This is a genomic window from Amycolatopsis sp. NPDC034160 (genome assembly GCF_055575355.1).
Map to the genome: position 1 here is coordinate 134,969 of NZ_JBVISU010000015.1, position 16,321 is coordinate 151,289.

The 16,321-nt window shown below is 69.3% G+C and carries 16 protein-coding genes; 9 read left to right on the forward strand and 7 right to left on the reverse strand.

Annotated features, from left to right (window positions below; all coding sequences use genetic code 11):
* Positions 1-281: 281 nt before the first annotated feature.
* Both ACZ54P_RS27095 and ACZ54P_RS27100 read right to left on the reverse strand, forming a co-directional pair.
* Entirely contained in the window at positions 282-1,817 is a 1,536-nt protein-coding gene (locus tag ACZ54P_RS27095; protein ID WP_465464376.1) for a PH domain-containing protein, read from the reverse strand.
* A complete protein-coding gene (locus ACZ54P_RS27100; protein ID WP_465464377.1) occupies positions 1,814-2,368 on the reverse strand; it encodes a PH domain-containing protein in 555 nt (184 codons plus the stop codon). The genes ACZ54P_RS27095 and ACZ54P_RS27100 overlap by 4 nt, the downstream gene beginning before the upstream one ends.
* A 105-nt stretch (positions 2,369-2,473) precedes the next feature.
* Here ACZ54P_RS27100 and ACZ54P_RS27105 point away from each other — a divergent pair, with 105 nt between their 5' ends.
* Complete coding sequence (locus ACZ54P_RS27105; RefSeq protein WP_465464378.1) at positions 2,474-3,397, forward strand: proteasome assembly chaperone family protein; 924 nt, start codon at positions 2,474-2,476, stop codon at positions 3,395-3,397.
* Positions 3,398-3,693: 296 nt separating this feature from the next.
* Here the strand turns inward: ACZ54P_RS27105 and ACZ54P_RS27110 are convergent, their stop codons facing one another.
* Entirely contained in the window at positions 3,694-4,347 is a 654-nt protein-coding gene (locus ACZ54P_RS27110) for an NAD(P)-dependent oxidoreductase (protein WP_465464379.1), read from the reverse strand.
* A 165-nt stretch (positions 4,348-4,512) separates the two neighbouring features.
* On the opposite strand from ACZ54P_RS27110, the gene ACZ54P_RS27115 reads away from it, so the two are divergent.
* Complete coding sequence (locus ACZ54P_RS27115) at positions 4,513-5,313, forward strand: class I SAM-dependent methyltransferase (RefSeq protein WP_465464380.1); 801 nt, start codon at positions 4,513-4,515, stop codon at positions 5,311-5,313.
* Positions 5,314-5,339: 26 nt separating this feature from the next.
* On the opposite strand, the gene ACZ54P_RS27120 is transcribed toward ACZ54P_RS27115, so the two are convergent.
* On the reverse strand, positions 5,340-5,774 hold the full coding sequence (locus tag ACZ54P_RS27120) for a MarR family transcriptional regulator (protein WP_465464454.1): 435 nt from the start codon (positions 5,772-5,774) through the stop codon (positions 5,340-5,342).
* A gap of 103 nt (positions 5,775-5,877) precedes the next feature.
* Here ACZ54P_RS27120 and ACZ54P_RS27125 point away from each other — a divergent pair, with 103 nt between their 5' ends.
* Positions 5,878-6,564 carry a nitroreductase/quinone reductase family protein gene (locus tag ACZ54P_RS27125; RefSeq protein WP_465464381.1) on the forward strand — a complete coding sequence of 229 codons (687 nt, stop codon included), beginning with the start codon at positions 5,878-5,880 and terminating at the stop codon, positions 6,562-6,564.
* A 312-nt stretch (positions 6,565-6,876) separates the two neighbouring features.
* Positions 6,877-7,692, forward strand: coding sequence for a CARDB domain-containing protein (locus ACZ54P_RS27130; protein WP_465464382.1), 816 nt, complete (start codon positions 6,877-6,879; stop codon positions 7,690-7,692).
* Between the two features lie 45 nt (positions 7,693-7,737).
* On the opposite strand, the gene ACZ54P_RS27135 is transcribed toward ACZ54P_RS27130, so the two are convergent.
* The 3 genes from ACZ54P_RS27135 to ACZ54P_RS27145 all read right to left on the reverse strand — a co-directional run bounded on the left by ACZ54P_RS27135 (position 7,738) and on the right by ACZ54P_RS27145 (position 10,713).
* Positions 7,738-8,973 carry an RNA polymerase sigma factor gene (locus tag ACZ54P_RS27135; RefSeq protein ID WP_465464383.1) on the reverse strand — a complete coding sequence of 412 codons (1,236 nt, stop codon included), beginning with the start codon at positions 8,971-8,973 and terminating at the stop codon, positions 7,738-7,740.
* A complete protein-coding gene (locus ACZ54P_RS27140) occupies positions 8,973-9,377 on the reverse strand; it encodes a YciI family protein (protein ID WP_465464384.1) in 405 nt (134 codons plus the stop codon). Before ACZ54P_RS27140 ends, ACZ54P_RS27135 begins: the two co-directional genes overlap by 1 nt.
* A gap of 106 nt (positions 9,378-9,483) precedes the next feature.
* Positions 9,484-10,713 carry an MFS transporter gene (locus ACZ54P_RS27145; RefSeq protein ID WP_465464385.1) on the reverse strand — a complete coding sequence of 410 codons (1,230 nt, stop codon included), beginning with the start codon at positions 10,711-10,713 and terminating at the stop codon, positions 9,484-9,486.
* 153 nt (positions 10,714-10,866) lie between these two features.
* On the opposite strand from ACZ54P_RS27145, the gene ACZ54P_RS27150 reads away from it, so the two are divergent.
* The 5 genes from ACZ54P_RS27150 to ACZ54P_RS27170 are packed head-to-tail and all read left to right on the forward strand — an operon-like array spanning position 10,867 to position 16,320.
* Positions 10,867-11,634, forward strand: a complete 768-nt coding sequence (locus ACZ54P_RS27150) for a thioesterase II family protein (protein ID WP_465464386.1) — start codon at positions 10,867-10,869, stop codon at positions 11,632-11,634.
* Positions 11,635-11,659: 25 nt separating this feature from the next.
* A complete protein-coding gene (locus ACZ54P_RS27155) occupies positions 11,660-12,985 on the forward strand; it encodes a salicylate synthase (protein WP_465464387.1) in 1,326 nt (441 codons plus the stop codon).
* Complete coding sequence (locus ACZ54P_RS27160; RefSeq protein WP_465464388.1) at positions 12,982-14,067, forward strand: Gfo/Idh/MocA family oxidoreductase; 1,086 nt, start codon at positions 12,982-12,984, stop codon at positions 14,065-14,067. The genes ACZ54P_RS27155 and ACZ54P_RS27160 overlap by 4 nt, the downstream gene beginning before the upstream one ends.
* Before the next feature lie 2 nt (positions 14,068-14,069).
* Positions 14,070-14,747 carry a VOC family protein gene (locus ACZ54P_RS27165; protein WP_465464389.1) on the forward strand — a complete coding sequence of 226 codons (678 nt, stop codon included), beginning with the start codon at positions 14,070-14,072 and terminating at the stop codon, positions 14,745-14,747.
* Positions 14,748-14,775: 28 nt separating this feature from the next.
* On the forward strand, positions 14,776-16,320 hold the full coding sequence (locus tag ACZ54P_RS27170; RefSeq protein WP_465464390.1) for an ABC transporter substrate-binding protein: 1,545 nt from the start codon (positions 14,776-14,778) through the stop codon (positions 16,318-16,320).
* The last annotated feature ends 1 nt before the right edge of the window (position 16,321 follow it).

Here is a 16,321-nt window from a genome sequence, read left to right on the forward strand (position 1 = left end):
ACCGGTCGCGGTAACGCTTCGCGGACGGGCGTGGGATCGCGGTCGGGTAGACCATTTGGCGGCAGCGGAAGTCCGCGAACTGACATCTAGGGCCCACCCATCGAATGGGACAAGACGGTGTGGGAGTCCACTTTGGACATCGGATTGCGGCCCTTGCGGCTCGCCATCACCAGCCATTCCGCGAATTGGCGAAGGAATACGGATTCACCGACCTGGACGGCAGCCGTCCCGACTACCGGCGCTATCTCGTCGAGGTCCAGGATCCGGCGAACCGGCGGACGTCACCGGCTATCGCCGGCCGTGCGCCGCAGGAACGGCGTGAGCAGACCTGGCGCGGCCTGCTCCGCCATCGCCAGTCCGGCCGATTCGCCGACGTCGACCACCTGATAGCCGCCCCTGCCCGCCGCGATCGGGGCGGTCACGGTGATCAACCCGCCGCGGCGTTGGAAGAACGAGCGGCTGACGACGATCCCGGTGACTCCTTCGCGCCGGATCGCCACCGTCGCCCGCGCCAGCGAACCGGAGCGGCTGACCAGGTATCGCCCGACGATCGCGTGGCCGAGATTGCGATAACGGTCCCAGCCGACGAGCGCGGCGAACGGCACCAGACCGAGCGCGACCTGCCACAGCCAGCCCGGCAGGAAATCGATCAACGCCAGGCCGAACAGTGCCGCCGCGAGGATCAGCACGCCGCCGACGGCCCGGGTGAGCCGCCGGGTCAGCGCGCGCCGCGGATGCCGGTTCAGCGGCACGGTCGCCGGGTCGAAGTTCTCCCGCAGCACCTCGGCCGCGACCTCGTGGACCCGTCCGACCGGCGCGGGCGGCAGCAGGAGACCGCCGCCCTTGTCCCCGCCCTTGCCCTCGCGCAGCCCGCCCGCGATCGCGGTGAGCCGCGCCCCGCCCGCGATCCGCAGCGGCAACGGTTCCTTCACCTCGACGCCGCGAAGCCGGTCCTCTTCGATGGACACCGAACGCGTGGTGATCAGCCCGCGCCGGACGTGCAGGGTGCCCTCCGTCTCCCGGGTGAGCTTGAAGTTCCAGAACGAGAGGATGTAGCCGCCCACGGACAGCAGCGAGACGACGACCAGCAGGGCGACCGCCGCGACGACGACGATCACCCAGACCGCGGTATCGGCCAGCCCGTCCAGGAGGTCCCGCAGCGGGCCGACGTTCTCCGGGGCGATGTTCAGCTGATGCGCGAAATGCCAGACCGTGGCGAACACCGCGCCCACCACGGCCAGCCCGGACAGCGTGAACGGCGCGTACCGAAGCCATTTCCGGTCCACCTCCGCCACGACCTGCTCCGGCGGCGGCGCGGATTCGGATTCGGATTCGGAGACGACCTCCTTGCGGTGCAAGAGGACCGTGCGCAGCCGGTGCGCTTCGGTCGCGCTGACGGCGTCGAGCACCAGCTGGTCGCCGCCCGCGCCCTGGCCGTGCGAATGCCGTCCGGTGCCGATGCGCACGGCACTGAGGGAGAACAGGCGGTGCTTCGGTTCCGAAGTGACGTCGACCGTGCGCACGCGATCCAGCGGGATCGCGCGATGTTTGCGCAGCAGCAGGCCCGTCGTCCATTCCACCTGGCCGTCGGCCACGCGATACCGCGACGTGAGGACGTGCGAGATCCCGACCAGCACGGTCACCGCGGTGATGCCCAGCCCGATCCACTCCCAGCCGTTGCCCCGGCCGAGGAGCACCGTCCCGATCAGCACCGGCAGCGATTTGACGACGTCGAGCACCGGCCGGATCAGCAGCATCCGGCGGTCGAGGCGATGCCACTGCGCCAGTTCGGCTTCCGGGACCACGTCGATGGTCATGTCGCGTCGCCAGGGGTGGCTTGAGTGGTTTTCGTGAGTTCCGCGGCCAGCGCCAGCGCTTCGGTGTGATCGAGGCCGGTGATCTTCACCGGGCCCGCGGCCGACGCCGTCGTCACGGTGATCTTCGCCAGCCGGAACAGCTGCTCGACCGGGTCGCGTTCGATGTCGACGGTCTGGATCCGCGAGATCGGCGCGATCCGCCAGTTTTGTTTGAGCCAGCCTTCCTGGGTGTACACGGCCTCGCCGGTGACCTCCCAGCGGTGGATCCGGTACCGCCACTGCGGCATGACCAGCAGATGCAGCGGGGCGAGCACGCACGAGATCACCCAGGTCACCGTGAGCCACGTCGGCGGGTCGTCGCCGGTGAGCACGAACACCGCCTGGACGCCGATGAGCACCGCCCAGCCGACCGCGGCCCACACGGTCCAGTACCCGATGGCGCGACGGCTGACCCGGTTGGCGGGCGGCCGCAGGGTGAGCCGTTCAGGCGGTGCCGTCTCCTCTGTCACCCCTCCACCCTGCACCACCCCGGTGTGGACTGCCCACGACAACCGTCACGCCCGGATAGGATCTCGGCCACCAACGGCGGAATGGATGCCCCCTATCGGGGCGTTGCCACCCATAGACGGTTGTAACCACGAAAGCTGGAGGATCTGGTGGCGCTGGACCCGGAGGACCTGTACGAGGTGGACTCGGACGTCCCTGACCTCGGCGGGGCCGTGCTCCTGCACTACTTCGACGGATTCATGGACGCGGGTTCGGCCGGCAAGCTCGTCGCCGAGCACCTCCTGAACTCCTCCGAGCACCGCGTGATCGCGCGCTTCGACGTCGATCGCCTCATCGACTACCGATCGCGGCGCCCGATGATGACCTACGCCATCGACCACTGGGAGGCCTACGACGCCCCCGAACTGGTCGTCCACCTGCTGCACGACGCCGACGGCGTGCCGTTCCTGCTGCTCACCGGCCCAGAGCCGGACCACGACTGGGAGCGGTTCTGCGCGGCGGTGCGCGGGCTGGTGGAGCGCTGGGACGTCCGCCTCACCACCGGTTTCCACGGCATCCCGATGGGCGCGCCGCACACCCGCCCGCTCGGCGTGACCGCGCACGCGACCCGCGACGAACTGGTGGGCGAGCACCGTCCGCTGCCCAACCGGATGCAGGTGCCAGGCAGCGTCGCCGGGTTGCTGGAGTTCCGCTTCGGCGAGTGGGGGCACGACGCCGCCGGGTTCGCCGCGCACGTGCCGCACTACCTCGCGGAGTCGACGTATCCGAGCGCGGCGCTGCACCTGCTCGAAGCGGTCGCCAGGGCGACGGGCCTGAACCTGCCGGACGGGGATCTGCGGGAGGCCTCGCGCGAGGCGGACGCCGAGATCGACCGGCAGGTCGCCGAGTCGGAGAAGGTCGCCGACGTCGTGCGCGCGCTGGAGCGGCAGTACGACACATTCATGGAGGCGTCCGGCAAGGAGAGCCTGCTCGCGGAGTCGGTCGAGCACATGCCGACCGCGGAGGAGCTGGGCACCCAGTTCGAGCGCTTTCTCGCCGAGCAGCAGAACGGCGGCGACACGCCGGAGCGGTAGCGCTCAGGGCGGCGAAGTCGGGACCCTGACCTGCGTGAGGTGACGGTTCAGCGAATGCCGGGATCGGCCCGCTCTTGACTGCCCATAAGGGATGCTTATCGCGACCGTGGCGCCCGTTTCAGGCGGTTCGCGCGGTTTCGGGAGGGGGTCGTGAGTGGCAATGAGTGTTCTAACCCTCATCAGCACTCACGACCCACCGTAGAACCGGGCATAGAGGTACCAATCGGACACTTGGTCGTCGGGATGTGGTCCCAAGCCCGGTCGGCGCCCGGGATCAGGCCTTCACGCGCGTCAGGTCAGTGGTCGATGGCGACCATCGCCCGCGAGTGTTCCGGCCGTTCGATCTCGTCGATCAGCGCGACCGCGAGATCCGCGTAGGAGAACGGCCCCGCGTCCTCCGCGCGCGGCAGCACCCGGTGGTCTCCGGTGCGGTATTCGCCCGTGCGATCGGCGTGTTCGTCGATCATCGCGGGCGGCGGGGCGATGACCACCCAGTCCAGTCCGTCGCCGGACGTACGGAGGACCTCCAGTTCCGCTGTGTGCCCGAGGGAGAACTCGCGGTGCGCCGACGGCCAGCCCGGCTGGTCGTGGAACGCGACACCCGGTGCGATCTCCAGCGCCGATCCGACGCCGACGACGACCAGTCTCGCGACCCCCGCCCGGCCGAGGCCGTCGATCAGCGCGTGTGCGGCGGCCGGGTAGTACTCCTGGGACGGGAGATCCGCGCGGTAGATGGAACTGATCGCGGCGTCGTGCCCGTCGGCGGCCTTCGCGACGTCGTCCGCGACCGTGACGTCGGCGGCCGTGAGAGTGACGTTGTCCCCGGCGAGATCCGCGTGGCGGCGGGGATCCCGGACGGCGGCGGTCACCTGGTGCCCGCGGTTCACGGCTTCGGTGACGGCACGGCGTCCTCCACGTCCGCCTGCCCCGAAGATGACGATCCTGCTCATGGTGCTCCTTTTCCGCGCCGGACCTCGAACACCGGCGGCGAACGCGATGGTAGGAGCGGACCCCTCGGTTACCGCAACGAAACCGGCTCCGGTGTTCTGGACCCGTTCACTCGAATGGTGCTGGTGTATCGTCCCGGAATGCGTCACCTGGTATCCCACTCGGCCATGAAGACCTTGAGTCGATCGGCTCGAGGCACACTCGGCCGGGGCCTGCACCGGCTCGCCCGGCGATTCCATGATCCCTATACCGAGGAGCTGAACCGAGTCGCCGCGGAATTACGCGCGGAGATCGTCCGGCAAGGGGATCGCTGTTACGACCGCGTCATCGAGTTCGAAATCCGGAGCCGTCGCGACATCATCTACGCCGGTGACCAGGACGCGGCACGGGACAGCAATCGGTTCGCCCGTGAACACCTCACCGGCGCTCGGCATTTCGCCTGTCCACAAGAGACTCTCGCGTACGCGCTGTCCCTTGCCCCGTCTGGGGGAATGGCCCTCGAATTCGGTGTGGCGACGGGAAATACGCTCCGCGTGATCGCCAAGGCGCGCGGCGGAGCCGAGACCTATGGCTTCGACTCGTTCCAGGGGCTGCCGGAGAACTGGCTCAACGGGATGCCCGCCGGTTCGTTCGCGCGCGACGACCTGCCGGACGTCCCCGGCGCCGAACTCGTCGTCGGCCTCTTCGCCGACACGTTGCCCGGCTTTCTCGAAAAGCACGAAGGCGTCGTCGATTTCCTGCACGTGGACGGCGATTTGTACAGCTCGGCGAAAACCGTGCTCGACCTGGCCGGTCCGCGACTGCGACCGGGCAGCATCGTGCACTTCGACGAATTCTTCAATTATCCCGGCTGGCAGCGCCACGAACACAAGGCGTGGCTGGAATACGTCGAACGCACCGGCGTCGAATTCGAATACGTGGCCTATACCTACGCCGACAACCAGGTCACCGTGCGAATCACCGGCTGAAGCGGTTCGCGAGCGGAGATGGGCCCCTACTCGGTGAGCCCGTCTTCGTAAGCCCGCAGCGTATCGATGAACATGCGGCGTTGCGCCGGGGTCAGTGGCGCGAGCGCCTTCTGCCAGGCCTTGGCGCCCCGCGCGAGCCATCCGTCGATCGCGGGTCGCATCCGCTCGGTGATGCCCACGATCCGCCGACGCCGGTCGGCCTCGTCCTCGCGCCGATCGAGAACGTCCTTTTTGGTCAGTTCGCCGACCATCAGGCTCACCGTCGTCGGGGCGACTTCGAGCCGTTCTGCCAGTTCGTTCACCGTCATCGGCCCGTCGAAGAGCAGGTACGACAACAGCGAGAGATGGCGCGGCGCCAGTGACAGCGACTGGAGCTCGTCGGGGATCTTGATCCGCTTCGCGCGCCCGACCATCCGCGGCATGAGCAGCAGCAAGGCCCGGACGGCGTCGTCGACTTCCATGTCCTCGGTTGACACCGGGCACCCCCCTGGATACCTTTGCAAGCAAAGAAACTTTGCTTGCAAAGCAAAATGGCTTTCGATGCGATGATACCTGGGGAGTGCCGTGAAAACGTTGCTGATGATCACCGCGGACGCCGGGACAGGACGCCCGCGTACGACCACCGTCAGCTATCGGCGGGATGGGAACCGGTACCTGGTGTCCGCGTCGGGCGCCGATTCGCGGTGGTACGACGACCTCCTCGTCAGTCCACAAGCGACGCTCGAAATCGACGAGGTCCCGCAGGCCGCGCGTGCCGTGCCGGTCGACGGCCAGGAGCGGGGTGTCGCCCTGTATCCGCTGGAGATCGACGCCGACCGTGGGCGGGCGATCGCCGATCAGCTGCTCGTCCACCACGGCGAACTGCGCAAGGCGCTCGCGGACGCGCGAGCCGAACTCGACGGCGGGCCGGTCGCCGAACGGCAGGCGCTGCGGCGCGAACTGCTCGGTCATTGCGTGACCTTCTGCAACGGCCTGCGGATGCACCACATCCGCGAGGACGGTGCGTTCACCGCGATCGAGAAGGCCCATCCCGGACTCGCGCCGGCGCTGAACCGGCTGCGCGAGGAGCACAAAGCCGTCTCCCGCGCCCTGCTCGACCTCGATGAATTGTTGCAGGGCAAGGGAGAGCTCGAAAGCGCCGCCCTGCGTGAGGAGTTCGAACGGGTCGCGAAGGGACTGGAGGAGCATTTCGCTTACGAGGAGGCGAATCTGCTTCCCGCATTGCGTGGAGCCGGCACGATGTCGCCATGACCGAGCTGGATCGGCCCGCAAGAGCGCCCTGATCACCATCTCGGCGGGGCGGATTCCCGAGATCTCAGGCTTCGCGGATCGGCCATGTTCGCGAGGTTCGGCCTGGCTGAGCGGGTTTCGTGTGGTAGGAAACGCGACCGCGTTACTCCGAGCGGGTGAGGCCTTCGGGTCGCTTGGCGGGAGACAGCGGTAACGAATGTCCGTTCCTCGGCGACTGATCGTTGTCCGCACCGATCGGCGCGACGCCCCCGACCGGAACAGTGAGAACCGATGAAGCTTCGAAGAGCCTCACTTCTGTCTCTGGTGGCCGCTGTGGCCACCATCATGCTCGTTGCGCCGTCCTCCGCCCTCGCGGCCCCGCCGACCAGCACGGTGGAGGTCTCCCCGACAACTGTCCAACGTGGACAGACGTTCACCGTTTCGCAGACCGTTCACAACGCCGATGCGACGTCGACCATCGAAGGTGGCAAGGCGACGCTCTACGGCAAGGAATCCTCGTTGCCGGGAATCGTCGACCTGGTGTCCTGTCCCGGCGCATTCGCCTGCGACATGCTCGGCGGCAGTATCCGCGGCGGCGTCGGAACCGTGACGCCCGGTCAGAGCAAGACCGTGCTGTTCACCTTCCGGGTCAAGGACGACGCGCCGCTGGGCAGCGTCACCCTGCAGCACCAGTTCGTCGGCGACAACTACAGTTTCGAGATCCTCGACGGTCCCGTGCTGACCATCACCGACGTCCCGAGCACCGCGGACCTCGGGGTCGCGCTGACCGCGTCCCCGCGCGGAATACTGACGTCGTCGGTCGAATACACGGTCAAGGTCACGAACGCGGGCCCGGCGGCGGCGTCCGGGATCCGGGTGGCTTCGACCCTCGGCAACGGGCTGCGCTTCACCGGCTCGTCCACCTGCTCGAACCCGAGTGGCACGAAGGTCGTCAACTGTGACTTCTCGTCGCTCGCGGTCGGTGCCAACGCCACGGCCAAGTTCTCGGTGGCCGCCGGACTGCTGACCCTCGGACCGGTCAAGACGACCGCGAAGATCGTGCAGAATTCCGTGTCCGACCCGAACGCGGCCAACAACACCGCGTCGTCGACCTGCACCGCGGTCACCGGGCTCCTGCTCAGCTGCTAGACCGGTCGTGAGGTGATCTGGGTCGTCAGAACGACCCAAATCACCTCACGACTCGCGTAGTCGGGCGGCGCGGCCGTGAAGGTACCGCTGGTGCGGCAGGCTGGTCGCCCTTCGCGCGGCCTCCATATAGGACTCGACGGCCTCGGCACCCTCGCCCGCCATTTCCAGCAGATGCGCCCTCGCGGCGTGGAACCGATGGTCACCGGAGATCCGGTCGCCGAGCTTTTCCAGCGCGGCCAGCCCTTCTCGCGCACCTCGGGCCATCCCGACGGCGACGGCGTGATTCAACGACACCACGGGATTGTCGGAGAGTCGCAGCAGAAGTTCGTACAGCGCCTCGATCTGCGGCCAATCGGTCTCCTCGGCGCGCGGTGCCTCGTCGTGCAGCGCGGCGATCGCCGCCTGGATCTGGAACTGCCCGGTCGGCCCGTGCGGCAGCGCTTCGGACAACAGTGCGACACCTTCGGCGATGTACTCGCTGTTCCAGCGGCTCCGGTCCTGTTCGGACATCGGGATCGGCGTGCCGTCCGGGGCCGTCCTCGCCGGACGGCGGGCATCGGTGAGCAGCATCAGCGCGAGCAGTCCGGTGCCTTCGCTGTCATCCGGCAAGAGCCGGTGGACGATCCTGGCCAGCCTGATGGCTTCGGCGGAAAGCTCGCTCCGCACCAGGTCCGGGCCCGACGTGCTGGCATAGCCCTCGTTGAAGATCAGGTACAGCACGTGGAGCACCGCGTCGAGCCGCGCCGCGCGGTCGGCCTCCGGCGGCATGCCGAACGGGACACCGCTGGTCTTGATGCCGGTCTTCGCACGGCTGATCCGCCGGGTCATCGTCGACTCGGGGACCAGGAACGCCCGCGCGATCTCCGCGGTGGTGAGACCGCCGACCGCCCGTAGCGTCAGCGCGATCTGCGACGCCGCGGACAGGGACGGGTGACAGCACAGGAAAAGCAGGATGAGCGTGTCGTCGCTGTCGGCCGCTCGCCGGTCCGCCGCGGGGGCGAGGTGTTCCCCGGGCAGTGTCCACTGGACGAGGGTGTCCTCGCGACGGCGCCGCGCCTGCTCGGCGCGGAGCAGATCCGTCAGCCGTCGCGAGGCGACGGTGATGAGCCACGCGCGCGGATTGTCCGGCAGCCCTTCGCCCGGCCATTGGGTCGCGGCCGCGAGCAGCGCTTCCTGCGTCGCGTCCTCTGCCAGGTCGAAGTGCCCGTAGCGGCGGACGAGGGCACCGAGGACCTGCGGCGACAGTTCGCGCAGCAGGCCCTCGATGCCACTGTCCGGCACTAGAGCTCCAGTTCTTCGAAGCTGTCGGCGCACGGCCGGATGTCGACGTACCACTCGCGACCGAGGTCGGTGCCTTCCGGATACGGGGTGGCCGCCAGCTTGGCCGCGATCTCGGTCGCGCGGTCGTAGCTCGCGCAGTCGACGGTCGTGTAGCCGACCAGGACCTCCTGCGTCTCGGCATACGGTCCGTCGGTCACCACGGGCGCGCCGTCGCGCAGGGAGATCCGGCGAGCGTGCGCCGGCTGGGAGAGGCCTTGCGCGTCGACGAACTCGCCGGACTCGACCAGGTCGTTGTTCCACTTGGCCATGAACTCGTGCAGGGCCGTGATGTCGTCGGCGCTCCAACTGCCGCTGATGCTGGTCAGGTCCTTCTGCGACCCCATCATCATGATCATGTACTTCATGGCTTGCTCCTCTCGGCGGACACCGCCTCGGTGCCTTCTGCCGGAGACGTCGGAGCCGCCGGACAGGACCGGACATCGTTCGCCGAGAATTCTTCCTCAGCCGCGGTCAGCCTGCCGGGGCCGCTTCCGTCACTTCGGTCGCCCGCGTCCCCAACCGTCGCGCCGCCGGTGAGAACACCGCCAGCAGCAACGCGCCCGCCGCGGCACCGGCGGCGGCGAAGATCGGCACCGCCGGGTCGGCCTCGTAGAGCGCGGTGCCCAGCAGCGGGCCCACGATGAACGTCGCCCCGGTCGTGGCGTTGACCAGGCCGGCGACCGAACCCTGCTGTTCCGGCCCGACCATCAGCGTCGGCGCGGCGGCGAAACCGGGCAGTGCCAGGCCGAGGCCGAGCGCGAGGACCGCGAACGCGGCGGTGATGGACCACAGTTGGCCAGCGATCGCGAGCAGGACGAACCCGGCGACGGCGATCGGCGCGCCGACCCGCATCAGCCGGACGGCGGGCCAGGCGAGCTTCGGGACCACGGCCCCTTGCACGGCCACGAGGACCAGACCCGCCGCGAACAGCGCGACACCGACCGAGCCCGCCGTCTCCTCCGCCGCGAGGTGCAGCCGGTCCGCGATGAGGAAGCCGGTGATCACCTGGACCAGACCGAGTGACAGGTAGAGCAGGAAACCGATCGCGAAGAACGGCCAGAGCCGGGCTTCCCACGGTTTCACCCCGGCCGCGCGTGGCCCGTCGGGGCGGACGTGCGGCGTGCGGCTGGCCGTCGCGAACACCCAGATCGCGAGCAACGCGGTCAACGCGGGGGCCAGATAAAGCGGCAGGGTCAGCGAAACGACGGCGAGCGCGCCACCCAAGGCCGGTCCGAGGACGAGCGAGATCCCTTGTACCGCGCCGACGAGGCCGACTGCCTTGGTCCGATCCGCCTCGTTGGACGTCGCCGCGCTGGCCGCGGCGAGTGCCGCGACCGGTAGTGCCGCGATCCCCGCCCCGAACAACAGGCTCCGGGTCGCGAGCATCACGGCGAGTACCGAGGACGACGACAGGACCTCCGCGAGGCCGAGCGCCGAAGCCACGGCGAACCCGGTCAGCCCGAGGGTGGCCAGCACCAGCCCGGCGAGCAGTACCTTCCGGACGCCGACGCGGTCCAGCGCCCGCCCCCAGAGCGTGCTGGCGACGGTCAGCGCGATCGCCGCCGTGGTGATGACCAGCCCCAACTGGCTTTCCGTGAGATCCAGCCGCCGCGAGAGCGGCGCCAGGATCGGGGTGATCAGTTGCTGTGCCGAGAAAACGACCAGTACCGCAAGCAGTAGTGGCGCCATGGTCTTGCGCACGGGCTCCCCTTCGAGTTAGGTAAGGCTACCTTAACTAATCGCGGCGCAGATCACTGACATGCTTCACTCATCCGACTATGAAAACCGTTATCGTTACTCTAACGTGGGATGGGTTTGAGGGGAAGCGGTCACTGCGGGTATGGGAGGAACGCGATGTCTGGGGGAGTGGATGGCAGAACGGGTGACGTCTGGCTGCATCGGTGGAGACCGCGGCCGCGGGCCCGCGCCCGCTTGGTGTGCTTCCCGCACGCCGGCGGCGCCGCCGCGTTCTTCGCGCCGTGGAGCACGAAGCTTCCGGCGGAGATCGACGTCGCCGCGGTGCGGTATCCGGGCCGCGCGGACAGGTTCGCCGATCCGCCGCTGACGTCGATGTCGGCGATGGTCACCGAGATCGCCGGCGCGCTCGAACCACTGGCCGATCGGCCGACCGTCCTTTTCGGACACAGTCTCGGCGCGCTCGTCGCCTACGAGGTGGCCAGGGAACTCACCCGTCGTGACGTGCCGCCCGCGCGGCTGGTCGTCTCCGGACGCCGCGCACCCGGGGACGAACCCGGCGGCACGAAACATCTTTTGCCCGACGACGAGCTGGTCGGCGAACTGGTCCGGCTCGGCGGAACGGAACCCGGACTGCTGGCGAGCGAGGACGCCCGTTCGGTGTTCCTGCCCGCCATCCGCGCCGATTTCCGGCTCGCCGAGAACTACCGGCGGCTCCCCGGACGCGAGCCGTCCTGTCCGCTGACCGTGCTCGTCGGCGACGAGGACACCGACGTCGACGTCCGCCGCGCCGGACGCTGGGCCGAGCACGCCGTCGCCGGGTTCTCCGCGCATGTCCTGCCTGGCGGCCACTTCTACCTGATACCGCAGGAGAAGGCCGTGCTCGCTCTTCTGGTCGAGGCCTGCACCACCCCCGCGGCCGCCTGACCTCGTTTTCTGACAAGGAGTTTCCGTGTTGTCGCGATACCACTATGCCGAGCGGCGGATCCCGCTCGCCGCCGACGCCGTCACCACGCTCGCCGCGCTGGCCCGTGACCGGTCCGGCGACCAGGTCGGCTACGAGAGCCGAGGGACGGTTTTCTGGGCCGAGGACGCGTGGGCGAGGGTCGAACTCCACGCCGGCGGAGCCCGGCTGATCGCCGGTGACCGCGAAACCGAGCTCGCCGGGAAGCCGCTCGACGTCGTGGGCGAGGCGCTCGCCACGGCCGGGATCGCGGACTGGCGGGCGTACGGCTGGGCGGGTTTCGAACTGGCGCACGCCCTGCACGACACCGCTTCGGCCGCGGGGCCGCTGGCCTGTCTGATGATCCCGCGCAAGGAGATCCGGTTCGACGGCGAGAGCGCGTTGCTCCGCGCGACCACCGAGTCCGAAGTGGACGAGCTCGCTGAGCGACTGGCCGTCGCCACCGCTCCCGCACCGGCGGACGGCGATCGGGTCGCGGTCGACCTCGACCATGACGCGGCCGCGTACCGCGCCATGGTCGCCGCCGCGGTCGGTGACATCCGCGCCGGGAAACTCGACAAGGTGATCCTGTCCCGGGTGGTCCCGATCGACGGTGAACTCGACCTCGCGGCCACCTATCTCGCGGGACGGCGCGGCAACGATCCCGCGCGCTCCTTCCTGCTGCGGCTCGGCGGCTGGGAGGTGGCGGGGTTCAGTCCCGAGATCGTCGCGCGGGTGACCGCGGACGGCCGGGCGAGGACCCAGCCGTTGGCGGGCACCAGGGCACTCGACGGCGACGGGCTCGACGTCACCCGCCGCGAGGAGCTTTACCGCGACGCCAAGGAAGTCTTCGAACACGCGATCTCGGTACGGCTGGCCGTGACCGAACTCGACCAGGTGTGTGTCCCGGATTCGGTGCGGGTCAGCGAATTCATGTCGGTCCGCGAACGCGGCAGTGTCCAGCACCTCGGTTCGGACGTGGCAGGCGACTTGGTTTCCGGCAAGACGGCTTGGGACGCGCTCACCGCGTTGTTCCCGGCCGTCACCGCATCCGGGATCCCGAAGGCGGCGGCGTGCGAAGCCATCGGCCGGCTGGAAGCCGGACCGCGCGGGCTCTACAGCGGCGCCGTCCTGACCGCCGACGCCGACGGTTCGCTCGACGCGGCTTTGGTGCTGCGCAGCGTCTACCGGTACGAAGGTCGCACCTGGTTGCGGGCGGGCGCGGGCATCGTCGCACAGTCCACTCCGGACAGAGAACTCGAAGAGACCCGCGAGAAACTGCGCAGCGTCTCGCGGTTCCTGGTGCCCGCGCTCGCTCCGGCGACCCTCTCGTGACCCGGCGCAAGGTCGTGGTGGCGGGGACCGCGTTCGGCAGGATCTACCTCGACGCCGTCCGGTCGGATCCGGAATCCTTCGAACTGGCGGGCATTCTGGCGAGCGGGAGCGCCTACTCCGCCGAATGCGCGCGCCGGTACGGGGTTCCGCTGTACACCTCGCCGGACGAGGTCCCGGACGTCGACATCGTCTGCGTCGTCGTCCGCTCGGGAGCACTGGGCGGTGACGGGTCCGAACTGGCGCGAACCTTCCTGCGCCGGGGAATCCCGGTGCTGCAGGAACATCCGGTGCACGCCGAGGAGATCGCCGACTGTCTGCGCGCCGCCCGTGCCGGTGGCGTCGCGTACTCGGTCAACACATTGTATCCACGGTTGCGGCCGGTGCGGCGATTCCTGGCCGCGGCGCGGGCGCTGCGCGAACGGCAGAAGATCGCCTTCATCGACGCCGCTTGCAACAGCCAGGTCGCGTACCCGCTGCTCGACGTGCTCGGCCGCATCGCGGGCGGGCTGCGGCCATGGGCCTTCGGCGCGGTCCAGCCGTTCCCGTTCGCCGAGCTCGCCGCACCGCAACCGTTCCAGGCGCTGCACGCCGTCATCGGCGGGATCCCGGTGACCTTGCGCGTGCAGAACCAGGTCGATCCGGACGACGCGGACAACCACTCCTTCCTGCTGCACCGGATCTCGCTCGGTGCCGAGGGTGGCGTGCTCACCCTCGCCGACACCCACGGGCCCGCCCTGTGGAATCCGAGGCTGCACGCCGGACGCGACGAGACCGGACGGCTGGTGATGGCCGGTCCCGGGACCGAACGCCTCGGCGTCACGACCACCGTGGCGCTCGGCGACGAGGAACCCGGCACCTACCACGACGTCTTCGCCGATCTCTGGCCGGACGCGGTCGCCGAGAGCCTGCGGGAGCTGTGCCGGGACATCGACGAACCATCGCGTCGCGCCGCGGCCGGGCAATGGGCGCTCGGCGTGTCGACCGCCTGGCGCGACCTCACCGCGGCGATCGGGTTGCCCGAGTTGATCGATCCCGGTGTCCCCGCCGAGATCCCACTGTCCGTCCTGTCCACAAAGGAGTGACGATGGCCCGCTGCAGTCATGTGCTGCTGAAGGTCGACGACCTGCATCAGGCCGTGCGCGATTTCCGTGAGCTGGGGTTCGTCGTCGACTACGCCAGCGCGGAGGAGAAGGCCAAACACGCGCACATCTGGTTCGAAGACGGGCCGATCATCGAACTGTTGACCACACCACCGGGCGCGCACCGGCTGAAGTGGCCGATCGAGTTCGCCTTCGGCCGCGGCTCCGGGGTGCGGATGACCCGATGGGCACTGGCGAACGAAGGATTCTGCGACGTCGCCGTGCTGATCGACGAGCCGGACCTCGCCGGTCCGCTGAAGTCGTTGCGGGCGGGAGGGATCCAGACGGGCCGGGCGGTGCGCTGGACCCGCACCAAACCGGACGGTGAACAGACCCGGTTCCAGTTCGCCTACCCCCGCGGACCTCGGCTGCCGTTCCTGGTGAGTCCGTACGACCCGCCGCAGTATCCGCCGAAGGTCGAGCATCCGAACGGCGCGAAGAGCCTGCGCACGGTCGTGATCGACGTCGCCGCGGCCGACCGGCCCGCCTTCGACCGGATCACCGGCGGCGACCCGGCGTTCGCCGTCACCGAGGCCGCCACCACGCGGGTCCGGGCGGTCGAACTCGAAGGCCTGTCCGGTCCGCTCGATACCGCTTTGCTGCACGGCGCCGAAATCCACTGATCCACCCGAGAAACACAGGAGTACGACCATGTCCTTCACCCGCCGCGACCTGTTCCGGACGGCCGGGGTCGCCGGAGCCGGATTCCTGCTGGCCGCTTGCGGCGCCTCCGGTCCGGTGAGCGCCCCGGTCGCCGGAGCCGGCACCTCGGCCGCCAGGCGTGGCGGAGTGCTGAAGGCCGTGTTCACCGGTGGTGGCGCGGGCGAGAGCCTTGACCCCTACACCGGCGGATCGCCGATCGACTTCGTCCGCCACGACGTCCTCTTCGACTCACTGTTCACTTTGGACAAAGCCGAGGTCGTGCCGGGGCTCGCGTTGGCGGCCGAGCCCGCGCCGGACGGCCGTTCGTTCGTGCTGCGGTTGCGGGCGGGAGTCCGCTGGCACGACGGGACGACGTTCACCGCGCAGGACGTCGCCTACAGCTTCCGGTACATGTCCGCGCCGGAACGGGCCTACCCGAGTCAATTGGGGTCCTTTGTGGACTCGGCGGCGGTACGGGTGCGGGATCCGCTGACCGTGGAAGTGCCCACCAAACAGGCACTCGGCGACCCGGCCCTGTTCCTGGCCGCCTTCCCGGCGAAGATCGTCAAGGACGGCGCGACGTCGTTCACCGCGGCCACCGCCGTCGGCACCGGCGCCTATCGCGTGACGGCGTTCGAGGCAGGCCGGGAAGCCCGTCTCACCAGGTTCGACGGCTACTGGGGCGGTGCCGCACCGGCGGACGAACTGGTGCTGCTCAGCCTCACCGACCCGCAGGCCAAGGTGAACACCGTCGTCACCGGCCAGGCCGACTTCGCCGGGGACATCCCGTTCACCACGGCCAAAACCGGTGTCGCGAGCGCCGACCTCGAAATCCGGACGGCCGGGGAGGACCACCGCACCGCGTTCGGGTTCGTGCTCAATCCCACGCTCAAACCGTTCGACGATCCCCGCGTCCGCAAGGCGGTCCGGCTGGGGATCGACCGGAAGGCGCTGGTCGACACCGTCCTGCTCGGCTACGGGGCGGTGGGCAACGACCTGCTCTGCGCGGGCTCGAAGTACTTCGCCGCCAAGGAACCGCTCGCGCGTGACCTCGACAAGGCACGCGCGCTGGTGCGCGAGGCCGGGGCCGAGGGCGCGGAAGTGACCATCCGGACGGCGGAGTACGAGATCGGTTACAACGCCTCCACCCAGTTGCTCGCCGAGCAACTGAAAGCGATCGGCCTCGTGGTGAAGCCGCAGATCGTCGGCCCGGCCGAGTTCTTCCGGCCCGAGGCGGTGGCCGCCGCGCACGGCGTCTCGTTCTCCAGCGGCGCCGTCCCGCTCGCGGTGATGTACGGCAGGCTCGCCGGATTCCCGGGCCTGGCGTTCCAGGACGAGCGGTTCAAGGCGGCGTTCGGCACCGCGATCGCCAGTACGGACGAGGGCACGCGCGCCAAGGCATGGGCCGAGGTCCAGGACGTGATGTACGACCGCGGCAACACGGTCGTCTGGGGACAGGCGGACGTGCTGAGCCTCGCGCGTAAATCCGTCGCCGGGATCACCGTGCGCGATCAGGCCAAATACCCGTACCTGGGGAAAGCCGGGCTGAGCTGAC

Coding starts and splice junctions, on each gene's coding strand:
- ACZ54P_RS27115 (WP_465464380.1), top strand. CDS start 4,513: ATGAAGACCTTGAGTCGATCGGCTCGAGGCACACTCGGCCGGGGCCTG.
- ACZ54P_RS27120 (WP_465464454.1), bottom strand. CDS start 5,774: ATGGAAGTCGACGACGCCGTCCGGGCCTTGCTGCTGCTCATGCCGCGG.
- ACZ54P_RS27150 (WP_465464386.1), top strand. CDS start 10,867: ATGTCTGGGGGAGTGGATGGCAGAACGGGTGACGTCTGGCTGCATCGG.
- ACZ54P_RS27165 (WP_465464389.1), top strand. CDS start 14,070: ATGGCCCGCTGCAGTCATGTGCTGCTGAAGGTCGACGACCTGCATCAG.
- ACZ54P_RS27140 (WP_465464384.1), bottom strand. CDS start 9,377: ATGAAGTACATGATCATGATGATGGGGTCGCAGAAGGACCTGACCAGC.
- ACZ54P_RS27110 (WP_465464379.1), bottom strand. CDS start 4,347: ATGAGCAGGATCGTCATCTTCGGGGCAGGCGGACGTGGAGGACGCCGT.
- ACZ54P_RS27170 (WP_465464390.1), top strand. CDS start 14,776: ATGTCCTTCACCCGCCGCGACCTGTTCCGGACGGCCGGGGTCGCCGGA.
- ACZ54P_RS27095 (WP_465464376.1), bottom strand. CDS start 1,817: ATGACCATCGACGTGGTCCCGGAAGCCGAACTGGCGCAGTGGCATCGC.